Raw genomic sequence first — 16,745 nt, forward strand, 5'->3', positions numbered from 1 at the left:
GCGGGGGGCCGTCCGGCGTGTCAGGGGATGACCACCACGGGCCGCTTCGCCCGCTTGGCGAGCCGGCCGGCGACGGAGCCGAAGAGGCGGCCCACCAGGCCGTGGCTGGAGCCGACGACGATGGCGTCCGCCTCGTACTCCCGGCCCACCTCCTCGAGTTCGTGGCAGATGTCGCCGCCGCGCTCGACCAGGATCCAGGGCACTTCGACGAGATAGTCCGCACACGCCAGCTCCAGACCCAGCACCTCGGTGCGGTGGTCCGGTACGTCGACGAAGACGGGGGGCTCGCAGCCGGCCCACACGGTGGTGGGCAGCCGGTTGGCGACGTGCACGATGACCAGGCCCGAGCCGAGCCGGCGTGCCATGCCGATGGCGTACGCGAGGGCACGCTCACTGGAGGTGGAGCCGTCGAAGCCGACGACGACACCGTGCTTGAAGGCTGGGTCGCACGACTGGCGTGGCTCTTCGGCCGCCAGGGGCTCGGCCGCCGTAGGTTCGGCGACGGGCCGCTTGCGGTCCGCGGGTTCGAAGAATTCGTGACCGGCCATGGCTGTCTCGGCGTTTTTATCCTCTGTGGGGGACAACAGTGTGCGGCGAAGCTGTGTGTCCGGGAATCATCTTCCCAAGCCCATACCCCCAAGGGTACGGCGCCACGCCTCCTTCGCCCGGATCCCGCACGGTGTCCGCCGCGGGTTCCCCGGAGCATGCCCGAGGGGGTGCCCGTAACGCAATGGTTGCTGCGCTGTACAGGCGGTTTGCACGGGGTTCAACTGTCCGTGATCGTCGTGACCGACGCGTCGCACGGGCGTTGATCCCCATGCCGCCAGCCCCAGGGAGCACGCATGTCCGGACCGCACCGCCCCGCCGATCCGCCGTCCGGCACCCCCGACGCCCCGGAACCGGCCGCGCCGCCGCGGGACGGCGTCACCGACCTCGTCCGCTGGGCGGCCTTCAGCTGCTTCCTCGTCCCGGTCGTGCTCCTCTGGTACGGCACCTCCTTCGCCGGCACCGCCGGTACGGCCCTCGGCCTGGCCGCCGTCACCGGCGTCTGCCGCCTGCTGCTGCGCCGGTCCGAGCGCGTCGCGGCCCGGCTGCCCGGCGACGATTGCGCGGGCCGGGCCGGCCGCCGGCACCGGGCCGGACGGCCGGCGCGCAGGGGCGGGCGGCACGCCGGGCAGAAGACACCGGTCGACTGACCGGTTTCCGCGCACACGTCCGCTTCTTTTCAGCCAACTTCCATCGGTGGTACGTCCCGGTCCCCACCCACCCCCCATACCCCGTTCCACCTGCACGGAAAGGGTCTCAGGGCCCATGCGCACCCTACGGGGATTGGCCACTGACACAAGGCGTACTTCCCTGTGGCGCCCCGGAGTGCAACGCTTCGTGATCGACTGCTTCACGCCAAGTTGCCATGTCGACAATGTCCCAAGTGCCGAACCGGCCACCTCGGCTCGACGGGACACAGTAGATTCGATCTTGACTGTCTACGGCGGGGGACTCGTGCAGGACCGAGGGGAAACGTGTTGGAGCGACAGACCCGAAAGGACCAGGGCGCCGCGACCACCGAGGGGGGCTTAGCAGTTATGGGCCACGACTCCACTGCCGCGCCGGAATCCGCGGCCCGGAAGCTCACCGGGCGACGCCGCAAGGAGATCGTCGCGGTGCTGCTGTTCAGCGGCGGCCCCATCTTCGAGAGTTCCATACCGCTGTCGGTGTTCGGGATCGACCGCCAGGACGCCGGCGTGCCGCGCTACCGACTGCTGGTGTGCGCCGGCGAGGAAGGCCCGCTGCGGACCACAGGGGGCCTGGAACTCACCGCGCCACAGGGTCTGGAGGCGATCTCGCGGGCCGGCACCGTCGTGGTGCCCGCCTGGCGGTCGATCACCTCTCCGCCGCCGGAGGAGGCGCTCGACGCCCTGCGCAGAGCGCACGAGGAGGGTGCCCGCATAGTCGGGCTGTGCACCGGCGCCTTCGTGCTCGCCGCGGCCGGCCTGCTGGACGGCCGGCCCGCCACCACCCACTGGATGTACGCGCCGACGCTGGCCAAGCGCTATCCGTCGGTGCACGTCGATCCGCGCGAGCTGTTCGTGGACGACGGGGACGTGCTGACGTCGGCGGGCACGGCGGCCGGCATCGACCTGTGCCTGCACATCGTGCGCACGGACCACGGCAACGAGGCGGCCGGCGCGCTGGCCCGCCGGCTGGTGGTCCCGCCGCGCCGCTCGGGCGGGCAGGAGCGCTACCTCGACAGGTCTTTACCGGAGGAGATCGGTGCCGACCCGCTCGCCGAGGTCGTCGCCTGGGCACTGGAACACCTCCACGAACAGTTCGACGTGGAGACGCTGGCGGCCCGCGCCTACATGAGCCGCCGCACCTTCGACCGCCGCTTCCGCTCCCTGACCGGCAGTGCGCCGCTGCAGTGGCTGATCACCCAGCGGGTGCTCCAGGCGCAGCGCCTGCTGGAGACGTCCGACTACTCGGTGGACGAGGTCGCGGGCCGCTGCGGCTTCCGCTCGCCGGTGGCCCTGCGCGGCCACTTCCGCCGCCAGCTCGGTTCGTCGCCGGCCGCCTACCGGGCCGCCTACCGGGCCCGCCGCCCGCAGGGCGAGAGAACGGTGGACCCGGAGGCCGGCACCGCGGGAGCCTCCCGGCCCCCGGCCCCGCCCGAACCGGCCGCCCTGCCGCCCGAGAGCGCCGTCCCGTTCCAGACCCGCCGCACGGCGGCACCGATGCCGACGGCGGCGAGCCTGCCGGGCCAGCGCAGCGCGCCGTGACCCCGTGAACGCCGGACGGGCAGACCCACTCAGCCCGTCCGGCGTTCGAGGACGAGGCCGTCCGGGCCGAAGCGGGGGCCCGGGGGCGGCAGCCCCCGGAGAGGCCCGCACCGACGCCGGGGTCCGGGAAACATGCACCCACCGTAAAGTGGCCGCATGAACGATCGCATGGTGTGGATCGACTGCGAGATGACCGGCCTCTCGCTGTCCGACGACGCGCTCATCGAGGTTGCCGCCCTCGTCACCGACTCCGAGCTGAACATCCTCGGCGAGGGGATCGACATCGTCATCCGCCCGCCGGATCGGGCGCTGGAGACGATGCCGGAGGTGGTGCGTCAGATGCACACCGCGTCCGGCCTGCTCGCGGAGCTCGACGGTGGGACGACGCTGGCGGACGCCGAGGCTCAGGTCCTGGCGTATGTGAGGGAGCACGTGAAGGAGCCGGGCAAGGCCCCGCTGTGCGGCAACTCGGTCGGCACCGACCGCGGCTTCCTGCTGAGGGACATGGCGGCACTGGAGAGCTACCTCCACTACCGGATCGTCGACGTCTCCTCGATCAAGGAGCTGGCCCGCCGCTGGTACCCGCGGGCGTACTTCAACAGCCCCGAGAAGACCGGCAACCACCGCGCGCTCGCCGACATCCGCGAATCCATCGCCGAACTGCGCTACTACCGGGAAGCGGTCTTCGTCCCGCAGCCGGGCCCCGACAGCGACACCGCGAAGGCGATCGCCGCGAAGCACGTCAGGTCCGCCGAGTAGCTGCCGGACGGCCGGAGAGCGGTGTCCCGAAAAGCCTGGCGCGAGCACCCCTTCGGACCCTGTACACTTTTTCTCAGCCGGTCGGGGAACCCCACCACGCGGGATTCGACTACCGGCCTTGGTGGGTGTAGCTCAGCTGGTAGAGCACCTGGTTGTGGTCCAGGATGCCGCGGGTTCAAGTCCCGTCACTCACCCTGAGTAATCAGCCGGTGGCCTTCCGAAGAAGGCCACCGGCTGATTCGCGTTGGCGGAGCACGCCGGAGCGGTCGGACCGGCGGAGATCGGGCCATCGGGCCATCGGGCCATCGGCCCGGCGAACGATCAAACGGTCGGGCAGTACGGCAGTCCGGCCGTCGCGCGGAGGATCACGCGCGGCCCCGCCGCCGCGGCCTCACGACGACCTGCGCTCCACCAGCTCCGTCGCCAGCACCACCTGATGCCGCTCCAGTCCCCGCGAGACCGCCGGACGACGATCCGCGATCTCGGTCAGCAGCAGGTCTATCATCGCGCGGCCCATCTCCTCGATGGGCTGCCGCACACTGGTCAGCGGCGGCTCCATGTGGCGGGCGATGGCCGAGTCGTCGTAGCCGACCAGCGCCACGTCGTCCGGAATGCGCCGGCCCATCTCACGCAGGGCCTGGCGGGCACCGGCCGCGGTGACGTCCGAGGCGGCGAAGACCGCGTCCACCTCCGGGCGGCGGCGCAGCAGCTCCAGCATGGCGCGGCGCCCGCCCCCCTCGGTGAAGTCCCCCGCCTCGATCAGCTGCTCGTCCGCGGGGTGGCCCGCGTCGCGCAGAGCCTCGCGGTAGCCGTCGACGCGCCGCTGGGCACCGTAGACGTCGAGGCGTCCGGTGATGTGCGCGATGTGGCGCCGGCCGCGCGACAGCAGGTGCTCGACGGCCGAGCGGGCACCGCCGAAGTTGTCCGAGTCCACCGACGCCAGCGACTCCGCGGCCGAGCGCGGGCCGCTGATCACCGCGGGGATCTCCAGCTGGGACAGCAGGTCGGGCAGCGGGTCGTCGGCGTGCACCGAGACCAGCAGGACGCCGTCCACGCGGTGCGCGGCCAGGTACTGGGCCAGCCGCCGCCGCTCCCGGTCGCTGCCCGCGAAGATCAGCAGCAACTGCATCTCGGTGTCGGACAGTTCCGAGCCGACACCCTTCAGCATGCCCGAGAAGTACGGTTCCGCGAAGAACCGGGTCTCCGGTTCGGGCACCACCAGCGCGATCGCGTCCGTACGGTTGGCGGCCAGCGCGCGGGCCGCCGTGTTCGGTACGTAACCGAGTTCCGCGACCGCCGCCTCGACCGCCGCCCGGGTCGCGTCGCTGACCCGGGGCGAGCCGTTGATCACCCGGGAGACCGTGCCGCGGCCGACGCCCGCCCGTGCCGCCACCTCTTCGAGGGTGGGCCGGCCACCGCTCCGCCCACGCGCTCCGTGGCCTGCCATCGGCTCCGCCTCCCGTCGACACCCCGCACTCTGCGGCTGGCCTGGAATTTAACAGGCCGGTCGGGTGTAATGACCGGCTCCGGGCCGTCGCCCGCCGCCCGGAGGTGTCTCCGCGCCGCTCGACACGTCCAGTTAACAGGCCGATAACTGAACGCGTTTCGCCGCGTCCGCTCCCTTGACACCCTCGCCCGGACCGACGACTCTTCAACACATCACTTGTGGGAGCGCTCCCACACTACCTGGCACATACACATCCCGCACGTTCCCCGCCCGAGCCGCAGCGACGAACGAACGACATGAAGCAGCGGGCCCAACCATGTAGTTGGCCGGGGGGTCGGCACGTCAGGGCAACAGGAGGACGCAATGCGAGCAGCACGTACACGATCCGCCCGCAAGGCGGTGGTCGTCGCGGCCATCGCGTCGCTGGGCGCCGGGCTGCTGGCCGGCTGCGCCGACGACGGCAACGACGAGGACAGCACGTCGTCGGGCGACAGCAGCGGCAAGACCACCATCACCCTCGGCCTGTTCGGCACCATGGGCTTCAAGGAGGCCGGGCTCTACGAGGAGTACGAGAAGCTCAACCCCGACATCAACATCGAGGAGACCGTCACCGAGCGGAACGAGAACTACTACCCCGCTCTGGTCAACCACCTCACCACCGAGAGCGGCCTGCAGGACATCCAGGCCATCGAGGTCGGCAACATCAACGAGATCGTCGAGACCCAGGCCGACAAGTTCGTGGACATGTCCAAGGTCCAGGGCGTGCAGGCGAGCAGCTGGCTGGACTGGAAGTGGAAGCAGGGCATCACCAAGGACGGCAAGGCGGTCGGTCTCGGCACCGACGTCGGCCCCATGGCGATCTGCTACCGCAAGGACCTCTTCGAGAAGGCGGGCCTGCCGACCGACCGCGACGAGGTCAGCGCGCTGTGGGCCGGCGACTGGAACAAGTTCGTCGAGACCGGCGAGAAGTACAAGAAGGGTGCCGGCAAGGACACCTACTTCATGGACTCGCCCGGCGGTCTGATCAACGCCATCCTCAGCAGTGAGGAGGAGAAGTTCTACGACGCCTCCGGCAAGGTCATCTACAAGACCAACCCCGCCGTCAAGAAGGCCTTCGACCTGACTGCGGAGGCCGCCGAGAAGGGCCTGGTCCAGGCGCAGACCCAGTTCCAGCCGGCCTGGGAACAGACCATCTCCAACAACCTGTTCGCCACCGTCGCCTGCCCGCCGTGGATGCTCGGCACCATCAAGGCCAAGTCCCAGCCCGAGGCGGCCGGCAAGTGGGACGTGGCCGCGGCGCCGAAGTCCGGCAACTGGGGCGGCTCCTTCCTGGGCGTGCCCAAGAGCGGCAAGAACGTGAAGGAGTCGGAGAAGCTGGTGGCCTGGCTGACCGCTCCGGAGCAGCAGGCCAAGCTGTTCGCCGTGCAGGGCAGCTTCCCGAGCGCCCCGGCCGCGTACAAGCTGCCCCAGGTGACGGACGCCAAGAACGAGATGACCGGTGACACGCCGCTCGGTGACATCTTCGCCAAGGCCGCCGACGCCATCCCGGCCCAGGTGATCGGCCCGAAGGACCAGATCATCCAGCAGGGTCTGACCGACAACGGCGTCATCCTCGTCACCCAGGGCAAGTCGCCCAAGGATGCCTGGGAGAACGCCACCAAGACCATCGACAACAACCTGGAGAAGTGACCGGAATGACCACCCGGCACGACACCGCCGCGCCCCCCTCGAAGGGGGGCGCGGCCCCGGGCCGACCGCCCGGTGACGCGGTCTCCCCCGAGGCGGCGAAGAAGCGGGCCCGGCTCTCCCGCCGCTGGCAGCGGGACATGCGCTGGAGCCCGTACGCGTTCGTCTCCCCGTTCTTCCTGCTCTTCGCCGCGTTCGGCCTGTTCCCGCTGCTCTACACCGGCTGGGCCTCGCTGCACTCGGTGCAGCTGACGGCGCCCACCGACATGGAGTGGGTGGGCCTGAAGAACTTCACCAGGCTCTTCGACGACGACTTCTTCTGGAACGCCGCGAAGAACACGCTGACCATCGGCATCATCTCCACGGTGCCGCAGCTCCTGATGGCGATGGGCCTGGCGCACATCCTCAACTACAAGCTGCGCGGCTCCACCTTCTACCGCGTCGTGATGCTGGCGCCGTACGCCACCTCGATCGCCGCCGCCTCGCTGGTCTTCATCCTGCTCTTCGGCCGCGACTACGGCATGATCAACTGGGCGCTCGACTCGGTCGGCCTGGGCAAGATCGACTGGCAGAACGACAAGTGGGCCTCCCAGATCGCCGTCTCCACGATCGTCGTCTGGCGCTGGACCGGCTACAACGCGCTGATCTACCTGGCGGCGATGCAGGCGATCCCGCAGGAGCTGTACGAGTCCGCGGCGCTGGACGGTGCCAGCCGTTGGCGGCAGTTCATCCACGTCACCCTGCCCCAGCTGCGTCCGACGATCCTCTTCACGGTCATCGTGTCGACCATCGGCGCCTCGCAGCTGTTCGGCGAGCCGCTGCTGTTCGACGCCAACCGGGGCGCGTCGGGCGGCTCCCAGCACCAGTTCCAGACGCTCGGCCTGTACATGTACGAGCAGGGCTGGATCAACCAGCACCTGGGCCGCGCCTCCGCGATCGCCTGGACGATGTTCCTGATCCTCATCGTGATCGGGCTCGTCAACTACGTCATCTCGCGCCGGCTGCGCGCCAGTAGTTAAGGAGAACCGGCCGTGACGACGACCCTGACGAAACCCCCGGCCGAGCCGGCATCCGAGCCGCCCAGGCGGCGCCTGCGGTCCAAGGCGTCCCGGGCCGGCGGGCAGCACCACGCCGGACCGATCGCGTACATCATCCTCGCCGTGTTCACCATCGGCTCGCTGTTCCCGCTGGTGTGGACGGCGATCGCCGCCTCCCGCGACAACCAGCGCCTGGCCCAGACGCCGCCGCCGTTCTGGTTCGGCGCCAACCTCTTCGACAAACTGGAGATCGCCTGGAAGGACGCCAACCTGGGCGAGGCGATCCTCAACACCACCATCGTGGCGGGGATCTCGTCGATCACCGTCGTCCTGCTGTCGACGGTCGCCGGCTTCGCCTTCGCCAAGCTGCGGTTCAAGGGCCGCAACGCCCTGATGCTGATCGTGGTCGGCACGATGACGGTGCCGCCGCAGCTCAGCGTCATCCCGCTGTACATGATGGTCGCCGAGCTCGACTGGACCGACCAGCTCCAGGCGGTGATCTTCCCGTCGCTGGTCAGCGCGTTCGGCGTGTTCTTCATGCGGCAGTACCTGCTCCAGGCGCTGCCGGACGAGATCATCGAGGCGGCCCGCGTGGACGGCGCCAGCAGCTGGCGCGTGATCTGGCACGTGGTGTTCCCGACGGCGCGGCCCGCGATGGCCGTGCTGGGCATGCTGATGTTCGTGCAGGTGTGGAACGACTTCCTGTGGCCGTTCCTGGTGTTGACACAGACCGGCAGCCCGACCGTGCAGGTCGCGGTGGCGGGCCTCGGCCGCGGTTTCACCCCCGACCAGGCCCTGATCATGGCCGGCGCGCTGCTCGGTACGCTGCCCCTGCTGCTGGTCTTCGCGATCTTCGGCAAGCAGATCGTGGGCGGCATCATGCAGGGCGCCGTCAAGGGCTGACGCCGCGCCCGCGGGGGTCGGGTCACCGCCGCCCCGGCCCCGCCTTCCCCCCTCGTCCTTCGTACCCGTCGGTCTTCCACGACCAGCCACGACCCGCTATGGGAGCGCTTCCATGCTTGAGTCCGCAACGCCGGTGACCCCGGTGACCTTCCCCCCTGCCTTCCTGTGGGGCGCCGCGACCTCGGCGTACCAGATCGAGGGCGCGGTCCAGGAGGACGGCCGTACCCCCTCGATCTGGGACACCTTCAGCCATACGCCGGGGAAGACGGCCGGCGGCGAGACCGGTGACATCGCTGTCGACCACTACCACCGCTACCGCGACGACGTGGCGCTGATGAAGGATCTGGGTCTCAGCGCCTACCGCTTCTCCGTCTCCTGGCCCCGGGTGCAGCCGACCGGCCGCGGCCCCGCCGTCCAGCGCGGCCTGGACTTCTACCGCCGCCTGGTGGACGAGCTGCTGGCCGCCGGGATCAAGCCGGCCGTCACGCTCTACCACTGGGACCTGCCGCAGGAGCTGGAGGACGCGGGCGGCTGGCCGGCGCGGGACACGGCGTACCGGTTCGCCGAGTACGCGCAGATCGTCGGCGAGGCGCTCGGTGACCGGGTGGAGCAGTGGATCACGCTCAACGAGCCGTGGTGCGCCGCCTTCCTGGGCTACGCCTCCGGGGTGCACGCCCCCGGCCGTACCGACCCGGCGGCCTCGCTGCGCGCGGCGCACCACCTGAACCTGGCGCACGGCCTGGGCACGGTGGCGCTGCGTTCGGTGATGCCGGCCCGCAACTCGGTGGCGATCAGCCTCAACACCTCCGTGGTCCGGCCGCTGTCGCAGAGCCCGGCGGACCTGGCGGCCGCGCAGAAGATCGACGACCTGTCCGGCGGGATCTTCCACGGCCCGATCCTGCACGGCACCTACCCGCAGACCCTGCTGGAGGCGACGGCGTCCGTCACCGACTGGTCTCACGTCGAGGACGGCGACCTGGGCCTGATCCGCCAGCCGCTGGACGCGTTCTGCCTCAACTACTACACGCCGACCGTGGTGTCGGCGGCGGACGCGGGTTCGCACGTCCCGAACTCCGGTGGACACGGCGAGAGCGACCACTCGCCGTGGCCGGCCACCGAGGACGTGACGTTCCACCAGCCGCCCGGCGAGCGCACGGAGATGGGCTGGAGCGTCGACCCGACCGGCCTGCACGAGCTGATCATGCGCTACAACCGTGAGGCTCCCGGACTGCCGCTGTACATCAGCGAGAACGGCGCCGCCTACGACGACAAGCCCGGCGCGGACGGCACGGTGCACGACCCCGAGCGGGTCGCCTACCTGGACGGCCACCTCAGGGCGGTCCGCCGGGCCATCGCCGACGGCGCCGACGTCCGCGGCTACTACCTGTGGTCCCTGCTGGACAACTTCGAGTGGGCCTACGGCTACGAGAAGCGGTTCGGCGCGGTGTACGTCGACTACGTCACCCAGCAGCGCATTCCGAAGTCGAGCGCCCTGTGGTACGGGCGGGCGGCCCGGACGGGCTCCCTGCCGCCGGTGGAGCCGGCCGAGTAGTCCACTGTCCCGGGAGGCGGGGGCGCGGCATTCCACGGGGGGGTGCCGCCCCCCCGCTTGCGGGATGTCATGTGCGCCGGGTGGTTGTCCCGCCGGCGACGTCGCTGACGCCGATCGTGACGTTCCCGCCTCCGCCGGAGACGGGCCGGGGCCGGGCGACCCGTGGGCGCGCTCAGCGAAGGGATCGGGTCCGGTCGGTGGCCGGCGCCGGCCGGGGTTGCCGGCGGCGGCGTACGGTCCCGCGGTGTCCGCGCCGTCCCGTCGCCGCCCGCCCGTTCAGCTGGATCCAGATCCGCACCTCGGTGCCGCCCAGCACGGAGGAGCCGATCCTCACGTCACCGCCCGTCGACTCGGCGAGCCGGCGCACGATGTCCAGGCCGAGGCCCGTGGATCCGTCGCTGCCCGAGCCCCGGCCGCGGGCCATCGCCGCCTCGGGGTCGGAGATGCCGGGGCCCGCGTCCGAGACGAGCACGATCACCGCGTCCTCGCCGTTGTGCAGGTCGACGGCGAAGGCGGTGCCCTCGGGGGTGTGCCGGAAGACGTTGCCGAGCAGGGCGTCGAGGGCGGCGGCCAGGTCGGCGCGGGCCACGGGTATGCGCACCGGCCGGTCGGTGCCGGCCACCCGCCACTTGCGGCCCTCGTCCTCGGCGAGCGCGGACCAGAACCCCATCCGCTCCCGGACCACCTCGGCCGCGTCGCACCCGGCTCCGGGACCGGCCGCGGCCGTCTGCGGCTTGGCGTCCCGGGCGGTGCGGATGATCGTGTCGACCTCGCGTTCCAGCTGCTCGACGGCGGCCCGGGTCTGGTCGGCGGCCGGTCCGTCGCCGAGCGAGGCGGCGTTGAGCCGCAGCACGGTGAGCGGGGTACGGAGTCGGTGGGACAGGTCGGCGGCCAGTTCCCGCTCGTTGGCCAGGAGCTGGACGACCTGGTCGGCCATGGAGTTGAACGCGACCGCCGCGAGCCGCAGTTCGTTCGGCCCCTCCACGGGCACCCGGGCGCCCAGTTTCCCCTCCCCCAGCTCGTGCGCGCCCTCGACCAGGCGCCGCGCGGGCTGCACCATCCGTACGCCCAGCCGGTCGGCGACGGCGACCGAGCCGACGATCAGGGCGGCGCCGACCGCGGCGAGCACCGCCCAGGCCGTGCCGACGCCGTTGGTGACCTCGGACTCGGGGACGTACACCTCGACGACGGCGATCTCGCCGGAGCTGAGCGCGACCGGCTGGAGCAGCGTGGAACCGCCGGTGACCTCCGTGGTGGAGGCGCGCCCCATCCGGCGCACGGCGGCGATGTCCTCGTCGGTGGCGCGCTGCCGGCCGATGCCGGTGGTGCGCCGCCCGGTGTCGGTGGCGCCGCTCGCCTCGCCGGACGCCGGTACGTGCACGGCCATCCCGGCGTCCGAGCCGGCGGAGGCGACGACGCGCTCCAACTGGTCGCGGTCGGTGGTGATAGACAGCGCCGGGGCGACGGCGGCGGCCTCGCGCTCGGCGTTGGTGAGGGCGCGGTCGCGGGCCATCTCCCGGACGACCAGTCCCAGCGGGACCGCGAAGGCGACCACGACCATCGCGGTGACCGCCAGCGACACCTTGACCAGGGCCCACCTCATCGTGGCGGCTCCGCTCCGGGAAGCGTCGCCGGCCCCGTGGGCGGCTGCGTGGGCGGCTCCAGTTTCACGCCGACACCGCGCAGGGTGTGCAGGTAACGCGGCCGGGCCGCGGTCTCACCGAGTTTGCGCCGCAGCCAGGACAGATGGACGTCGATGGTCTGGTCGTCGCCGTAGGACTGCTGCCAGACCTCGGCCAGCAGTTCCTTGCGGGGGACGACGACTCCCGGCCGGCCGGCCAGGAAGGCGAGCAGGTCGAACTCACGGCGGGTCAGGTCGAGTCGCGTGCCGTCCAGTTCGGCCTGGCGGCGCAGCGGGTCGACGGTGAGGCCGCCGACCCGGATGACGGCCGGCGGTGCCGCCTGAGCGGCGCCGGTCCGGGCGCGGCGCAGTACGGCCGCCATCCGGGCCGACAGGTGCTCGACGGAGAACGGCTTGGTGAGGTAGTCGTCCGCGCCCGCGTTCAACAGCCGTACGACCTCCGCCTCGTCGTCCCGGGCGGTGGCGACGATCACCGGTACGTCGGTGATGCCGCGCAGCATCTTCAGCGCCTCGGAGCCGTCCAGGTCGGGCAGTCCGAGGTCGAGGACCACCACGTCGAAACGGAAGTGGGCGACCTCGCGCAGCGCCTCCAGCGCCGTCCCGACGCTGCGCACGGTGTGCGAGGCGTCGGTCAGCTGCCGGATGAGCGCCGAGCGTACGAACTGGTCGTCCTCGACCACGAGCACACTTGCCATGGGCGGCACCGTACGCCATGCGGGCGAGCCCGGTGCGGGCCCTGTGGACAACTCCGGTGCGTTCCCGTTCCGGCCGGGTTCGGGCGACACGCGTGTGACGCGTGCGGCAGTATGGCCGCGATGCGCAGAGGACTCGTACACGTACTCGCCTGGCTGCTCGCCACCGGCGCGGCGGTCACGCTGTCGTGGTGGGGTGTCCACACGGTGTTGTCGGGCACGGCCTACGACCGTCCCCGCGCCCTGCCCATCACGGCGGCCGACGCGTCCGTGCGCGACTCGCGGGAACCGGACGACGCGGGGGACACCGACGGCCCGGAGTCGTCGGTCTCCTCCACCAGGAGGCCGCCCCCGTCGGGCAGTTCGTCGTCGGCGCCGAGCACGCCGCCCCGCGAGCCGAGTCCCGCGCCGTCGCGGACGGCGACGGCCACGGCTCCCGCCGCCCACGGTCCGGCCCCCACGGCTTCCGGCCGGGTCAGGAGTTACGACACGGACGGCGGCCGCGCGGTGTTCGACCTCGGTACCTCGTCCGCTTCCCTGGTGTCGGCGACGCCGGGCGCGGGCTGGTCGATGCAGGTGTGGAAGACGGAGTCGTGGATCCGGGTGGAGTTCACCTCGGGCGCGGACCGGGTGTCGGTGTTCTGCACCTGGCACGACGGGCCGCCGCGGGTGGAGGTCGGAAGCTACTGAGCCGGGCCGGGCCCGACGGACCCGGCCGGCTCAGTCTGCTCAGTGCCCTGTCGGAATCACCGGGTCACCGGGGTCACCGGGTCACCGGGTCACCGGGTCCCGTGTCACCGGAAGACGGAGGCCGGCGGTGCCGGGGAGGCCACCGCCGCCGCGTCCGTCACGGGTGCGGCGCCGCCGGTGAAGTCGGTCAGCGCGCGGCCGTGTTCCACGCGCGCCGGCTGCGGGTCGGAGGCGGCGCGGCGGGTGAGTTCGGCGACCGGCAGCGGGTGGTCGGAGGCGACGAGGACCGCGTTGCCGAAGCGTTTGCCGCGCAGCACGGCCGGGTCGGCGACGAGGGCGAGTTCGGGGAAGCGGTCGGCGGCGGTGGCGATCTGGCCGCGCAGGTGGGCGAGCGGCGGGCCGTCGGCGAGGTTGGCGGCGAAGACACCGCCGGGCACGAGCGCGCGCCGGACCTCGTCGAGGAACTCGGTGGACGTCAGATGGGCCGGGGTCCGGGCCCCGCTGAACACGTCCGCGATGACCAGCCGTGCCCAGCCGTCGGGCACCTTGGCCAGCCCGGCGCGCGCGTCGGTGGAGCGCACCCGGATCCGCGCGCCGGGGTCCAGGGGGAGCTCCCGGCGGACCAGTTGGACGAGGCCCACGTCCTTCTCGACGACCTGCTGGGTGGAGCGGGGGCGGGTGGCGGCGACGTAGCGGGCGAGGGTGAAGGCGCCGCCGCCGAGGTGCACGGCCTGGACGGGCCTGCCCGCCGGGGCGGCCAGGTCGATGACGTGCCCGAGGCGGCGCTGGTACTCGAAGGACAGGTACGCCGGGTCGTCGAGGTCCACGTGCGACTGCGGGGCGCCGTCGATCAGCAGCGTCCAGGCCCGCGTCCGTTCCCGGTCGGGGACCAGCTCGGCGAGCCCGCCGTCGACGTTCTCGGCGACGGTTTCGGCGGCAGCGCGCCCGCGGCGGGCGTTCCTGGACTTTCCCATCGATCCATTATCGGCGCACGGGAACGCCTTCGACGGCCGTACCTCTCGGGGGTGGCTCAGCGGCAGCTGTCCGCGGCCTCGATCAGCCGGGCCGCCTCGCCCAGCGCGGCGCGCAGCACGACGGGGTCGGTCGCCGGGTCGGCCTCACCGGGCGGCAGCAGCCAGGCCGAGCCGTCCACGGGAGGCTCGGGGGCCGGGTCGAGGTGCCGTCCTCGGCCGTCCGTCTCCGTGCAGGTGCTGCCCGGCACGTCCCAGGCGGCGGCCGTGCCCGGGGGCACCAGGAACCCCAGGGTGTCGCAGCCGTCGTCGTGGATCACCGGGCCCACCCCCTCACCGACACCGCGCCTGATGATGTCGACCGCCTCCAGGCCCTGCCGGGCCGGCACGGTGACCACGTCGCAGGCATCACAGGGGGGATCACCGATCCACCTGGTATCCATCCCGGCCTCCACCACGGAACTCCTCCTCGGACGAGCGGCTCGGGAGTCGGGAGCCTCCCGGCCCACAGGGTTCAACGCGTGGGACCGTCAACGGCTACGGCACGATTCGGCCGTAAAGGATGGCACTTCATGGCAGATCAAGCATGAGATATCCGGTTTGTAGCCAAACACCGCGTGGTCGATCGGTCACAGCCGGTACGTTCTTGCTCGCCGGAAACAGGGCTGCCGGAGGGAGGAATCCTCACCGGTCCCTGTCCCGGCATGGTTCGACGGTTCGCACGAGAGGACCCGGCCATGGCGTCGACGACAGTGCCCTCCGCCCAGCCCGAACGGCCGCCTCGGCCGAACCTCGCCTTCCGGCGGTTGCGCGGAAAGCGCTCGCCGGCCGAGTTCGCCGCGGCGGTGCGCCGGGCCGCGCGCGAGATCGGCGAGCGGGTCAGCTGTGACGCGCGCTACGTCGGGCGGGTCGAGGCGGGCGAGATCCGCTGCCCCAACTACGCGTACGAGCGGGTGTTCCTCCACATGTTCCCCGGCCGCACGCTCACCGACCTGGGGTTCGCGCCCCGCTCGTCGGTACGCGGGCGCCGGGCGCCCGCCGTCGAGAACGCGCTCCCGGCGCACTCCGAACGGTCACCGCGCGCCGCAAGTGAGACGCACGGGCCCGACGAGGCGTATGAGACGCGGGACACGCAGGACACGGACGACACACAAGGCAGGCATGACCCACACGACCCCCACGGCACGTACAACCCGTATGACCCGTACGACAGGCGTGATCCGCACGACCGTCATGGCACGGACGACCGCCATGACCCGTACAACCCGTACGACACGTACGACACGCACGACGACAATGAGGAGAGCGACGTGCTGCGTCGCGCATTCATGACGAGCGGTGCCACGGCGGCCGCCGCCTCGCTGGGCCCCCTGGGGTTCGCCCTCGACGCCGCGGCGGCGCGACGCCCCGTGCGCCGGGCCGGGGCGGGCGACGCGGGCGCCCTCGAAGAAGCCGTCCGCCGGATCCGGCTGCTCGACGACCGGCACGGCGCGGACGGTCTCTACCGGCGCGCGGCGGCCCCGCTGCGCACCGCGTACGCACTGCTGGACGCCGGCGCGACCCGGCAGGCGACGGCGGACCGGCTCTACTCGGGCGCGGGTGAGCTGGCGATCTCCGTGGGCTGGCTGGCGCACGACTCCGGGCGCTTCGACGACGCCCGCTCCCACTACGCCGAGGCCCTCGCCACCGCCCGGACGACCGGCGACCCGGCTCTGGAGGCGCACGCCTTCTGCAACATGGCGTTCCTGGCCCGCGACGCCGGCCGGCCGCGCGAGGCGGTACGGGCGGCCCAGGCCGCTCAGCGCGCCGCCCGGCCGCTGGGCTCCGCCCGGCTGATGTCCCTGCTGGCGCTGCGCGAGGCGGGCGGCTGGGCGGGGCTCGCCGACCGCGTCGGCTGCGAGCAGGCGCTGGCCCGCGCGCAGGCCTTCTACGAGCGGGGCGCCTCGGACGCCGACCCCGAGTGGATGAGCTTCTACGGCGAGGCCGAGCTGGAGGGGCTGGAGGCGCAGTGCTGGTCCACCCTGGGCGACTGGCCGCGGGCGGCCCGGCACGCACGACGGGCGGCCGGTCTGCAGGACCCGCACTTCACCCGGAACCTCGCGCTGTACTCGGCGGAACTGGCGGACGACCTGGCCCGCGGCGGACGCCCCGACGAGGCGGCGGGGGCGGGCATGCGGGTCCTGGACCTCCTGGGCGAGGTCCAGTCGTCCCGTATCCGTACGATGCTGGCCGGCACGGCCCGGGTGCTCCTCCCCCACCGGCGGGCCTCGGGTGTGGCGCCCTTCCTGGACCGCCACGCGTCCCTGCCGCGGACGGCGTGAGGTCCGTCACCGCCCGGGCAGCCGCGGACGGTCGTGCCGCGCCGGGCGGCACGGGTCGGCGACGGGGAGGCACCCCACGACGCCGGGCGGGGCGCGCCACCCGCCCGCGCCGGCGCCGGGCCGAGGTCGGGCCGGGCCGAGGTCGGGCCAGGCCGAGGTCGGGCCAGGCCGAGGTCGGGCCAGGCCGAGGTCGGGCCAGGCCGAGGTCGGGCCAGACCGGGCCAGGCCGGGCCGGGCCAGGCCGGGCCGGGCCAGGCCGGGCCAGGCCGGG

General features: G+C 72.3%; 15 protein-coding genes and 1 tRNA gene. 10 read left to right on the top strand and 6 right to left on the bottom strand.

Features of this window, described 5'->3' with window-relative positions; all coding sequences use genetic code 11:
* Positions 1 to 20: 20 nt before the first annotated feature.
* On the bottom strand, positions 21 to 548 hold the full coding sequence (locus ACZ7G3_RS06730; RefSeq protein WP_426601498.1) for a universal stress protein: 528 nt from the start codon (positions 546 to 548) through the stop codon (positions 21 to 23).
* 294 nt (positions 549 to 842) lie between these two features.
* Here ACZ7G3_RS06730 and ACZ7G3_RS06735 point away from each other — a divergent pair, with 294 nt between their 5' ends.
* From ACZ7G3_RS06735 to ACZ7G3_RS06750, 4 genes are all read left to right on the top strand, one after another.
* A complete protein-coding gene (locus ACZ7G3_RS06735) occupies positions 843 to 1,196 on the top strand; it encodes a hypothetical protein (protein ID WP_470923692.1) in 354 nt (117 codons plus the stop codon).
* A 387-nt stretch (positions 1,197 to 1,583) separates the two neighbouring features.
* Positions 1,584 to 2,774, top strand: a complete 1,191-nt coding sequence (locus ACZ7G3_RS06740; protein WP_426601500.1) for a helix-turn-helix domain-containing protein — start codon at positions 1,584 to 1,586, stop codon at positions 2,772 to 2,774.
* A 156-nt stretch (positions 2,775 to 2,930) separates the two neighbouring features.
* The gene (gene orn, locus ACZ7G3_RS06745; protein ID WP_426601501.1) at positions 2,931 to 3,533 is read left to right on the top strand and encodes an oligoribonuclease; all 603 of its coding nucleotides are present in this window, start codon (positions 2,931 to 2,933) and stop codon (positions 3,531 to 3,533) included.
* 121 nt (positions 3,534 to 3,654) lie between these two features.
* Positions 3,655 to 3,727, top strand: a tRNA-His gene (locus ACZ7G3_RS06750).
* Between the two features lie 197 nt (positions 3,728 to 3,924).
* Here ACZ7G3_RS06750 and ACZ7G3_RS06755 read toward each other — a convergent pair.
* Positions 3,925 to 4,980 carry a LacI family DNA-binding transcriptional regulator gene (locus ACZ7G3_RS06755; RefSeq protein ID WP_470923695.1) on the bottom strand — a complete coding sequence of 352 codons (1,056 nt, stop codon included), beginning with the start codon at positions 4,978 to 4,980 and terminating at the stop codon, positions 3,925 to 3,927.
* Positions 4,981 to 5,343: 363 nt separating this feature from the next.
* On the opposite strand from ACZ7G3_RS06755, the gene ACZ7G3_RS06760 reads away from it, so the two are divergent.
* From ACZ7G3_RS06760 to ACZ7G3_RS06775, 4 genes are all read left to right on the top strand, one after another.
* The gene (locus tag ACZ7G3_RS06760; RefSeq protein ID WP_470923697.1) at positions 5,344 to 6,669 is read left to right on the top strand and encodes an ABC transporter substrate-binding protein; all 1,326 of its coding nucleotides are present in this window, start codon (positions 5,344 to 5,346) and stop codon (positions 6,667 to 6,669) included.
* Between the two features lie 5 nt (positions 6,670 to 6,674).
* Positions 6,675 to 7,685: a carbohydrate ABC transporter permease gene (locus ACZ7G3_RS06765; protein WP_426517249.1), complete on the top strand. Its 1,011-nt coding sequence runs from the start codon at positions 6,675 to 6,677 to the stop codon at positions 7,683 to 7,685.
* A 12-nt stretch (positions 7,686 to 7,697) separates the two neighbouring features.
* On the top strand, positions 7,698 to 8,606 hold the full coding sequence (locus ACZ7G3_RS06770; protein ID WP_470923699.1) for a carbohydrate ABC transporter permease: 909 nt from the start codon (positions 7,698 to 7,700) through the stop codon (positions 8,604 to 8,606).
* A 112-nt stretch (positions 8,607 to 8,718) separates the two neighbouring features.
* Positions 8,719 to 10,158, top strand: a complete 1,440-nt coding sequence (locus ACZ7G3_RS06775) for a GH1 family beta-glucosidase (protein ID WP_470923701.1) — start codon at positions 8,719 to 8,721, stop codon at positions 10,156 to 10,158.
* A gap of 172 nt (positions 10,159 to 10,330) precedes the next feature.
* Here ACZ7G3_RS06775 and ACZ7G3_RS06780 read toward each other — a convergent pair whose 3' ends face one another.
* Positions 10,331 to 11,761 carry a sensor histidine kinase gene (locus ACZ7G3_RS06780; RefSeq protein ID WP_470923703.1) on the bottom strand — a complete coding sequence of 477 codons (1,431 nt, stop codon included), beginning with the start codon at positions 11,759 to 11,761 and terminating at the stop codon, positions 10,331 to 10,333.
* Positions 11,758 to 12,495, bottom strand: a complete 738-nt coding sequence (locus ACZ7G3_RS06785; protein ID WP_470923705.1) for a response regulator transcription factor — start codon at positions 12,493 to 12,495, stop codon at positions 11,758 to 11,760. Before ACZ7G3_RS06785 ends, ACZ7G3_RS06780 begins: the two co-directional genes overlap by 4 nt.
* A 120-nt stretch (positions 12,496 to 12,615) precedes the next feature.
* On the opposite strand from ACZ7G3_RS06785, the gene ACZ7G3_RS06790 reads away from it, so the two are divergent.
* On the top strand, positions 12,616 to 13,182 hold the full coding sequence (locus tag ACZ7G3_RS06790; RefSeq protein WP_470923707.1) for a hypothetical protein: 567 nt from the start codon (positions 12,616 to 12,618) through the stop codon (positions 13,180 to 13,182).
* Between the two features lie 104 nt (positions 13,183 to 13,286).
* Here ACZ7G3_RS06790 and ACZ7G3_RS06795 read toward each other — a convergent pair whose 3' ends face one another.
* Together ACZ7G3_RS06795 and ACZ7G3_RS06800 are read right to left on the bottom strand one after the other, a co-directional pair.
* Positions 13,287 to 14,156 carry a spermidine synthase gene (locus tag ACZ7G3_RS06795; RefSeq protein WP_470923709.1) on the bottom strand — a complete coding sequence of 290 codons (870 nt, stop codon included), beginning with the start codon at positions 14,154 to 14,156 and terminating at the stop codon, positions 13,287 to 13,289.
* 56 nt (positions 14,157 to 14,212) lie between these two features.
* Positions 14,213 to 14,596 carry a hypothetical protein gene (locus tag ACZ7G3_RS06800; protein WP_470923711.1) on the bottom strand — a complete coding sequence of 128 codons (384 nt, stop codon included), beginning with the start codon at positions 14,594 to 14,596 and terminating at the stop codon, positions 14,213 to 14,215.
* Between the two features lie 294 nt (positions 14,597 to 14,890).
* On the opposite strand from ACZ7G3_RS06800, the gene ACZ7G3_RS06805 reads away from it, so the two are divergent.
* Entirely contained in the window at positions 14,891 to 16,474 is a 1,584-nt protein-coding gene (locus ACZ7G3_RS06805) for a hypothetical protein (protein WP_470923713.1), read from the top strand.
* Positions 16,475 to 16,745: the final 271 nt, after the last annotated feature.

Source organism: Streptomyces sp. NPDC037271 (assembly GCF_055603605.1).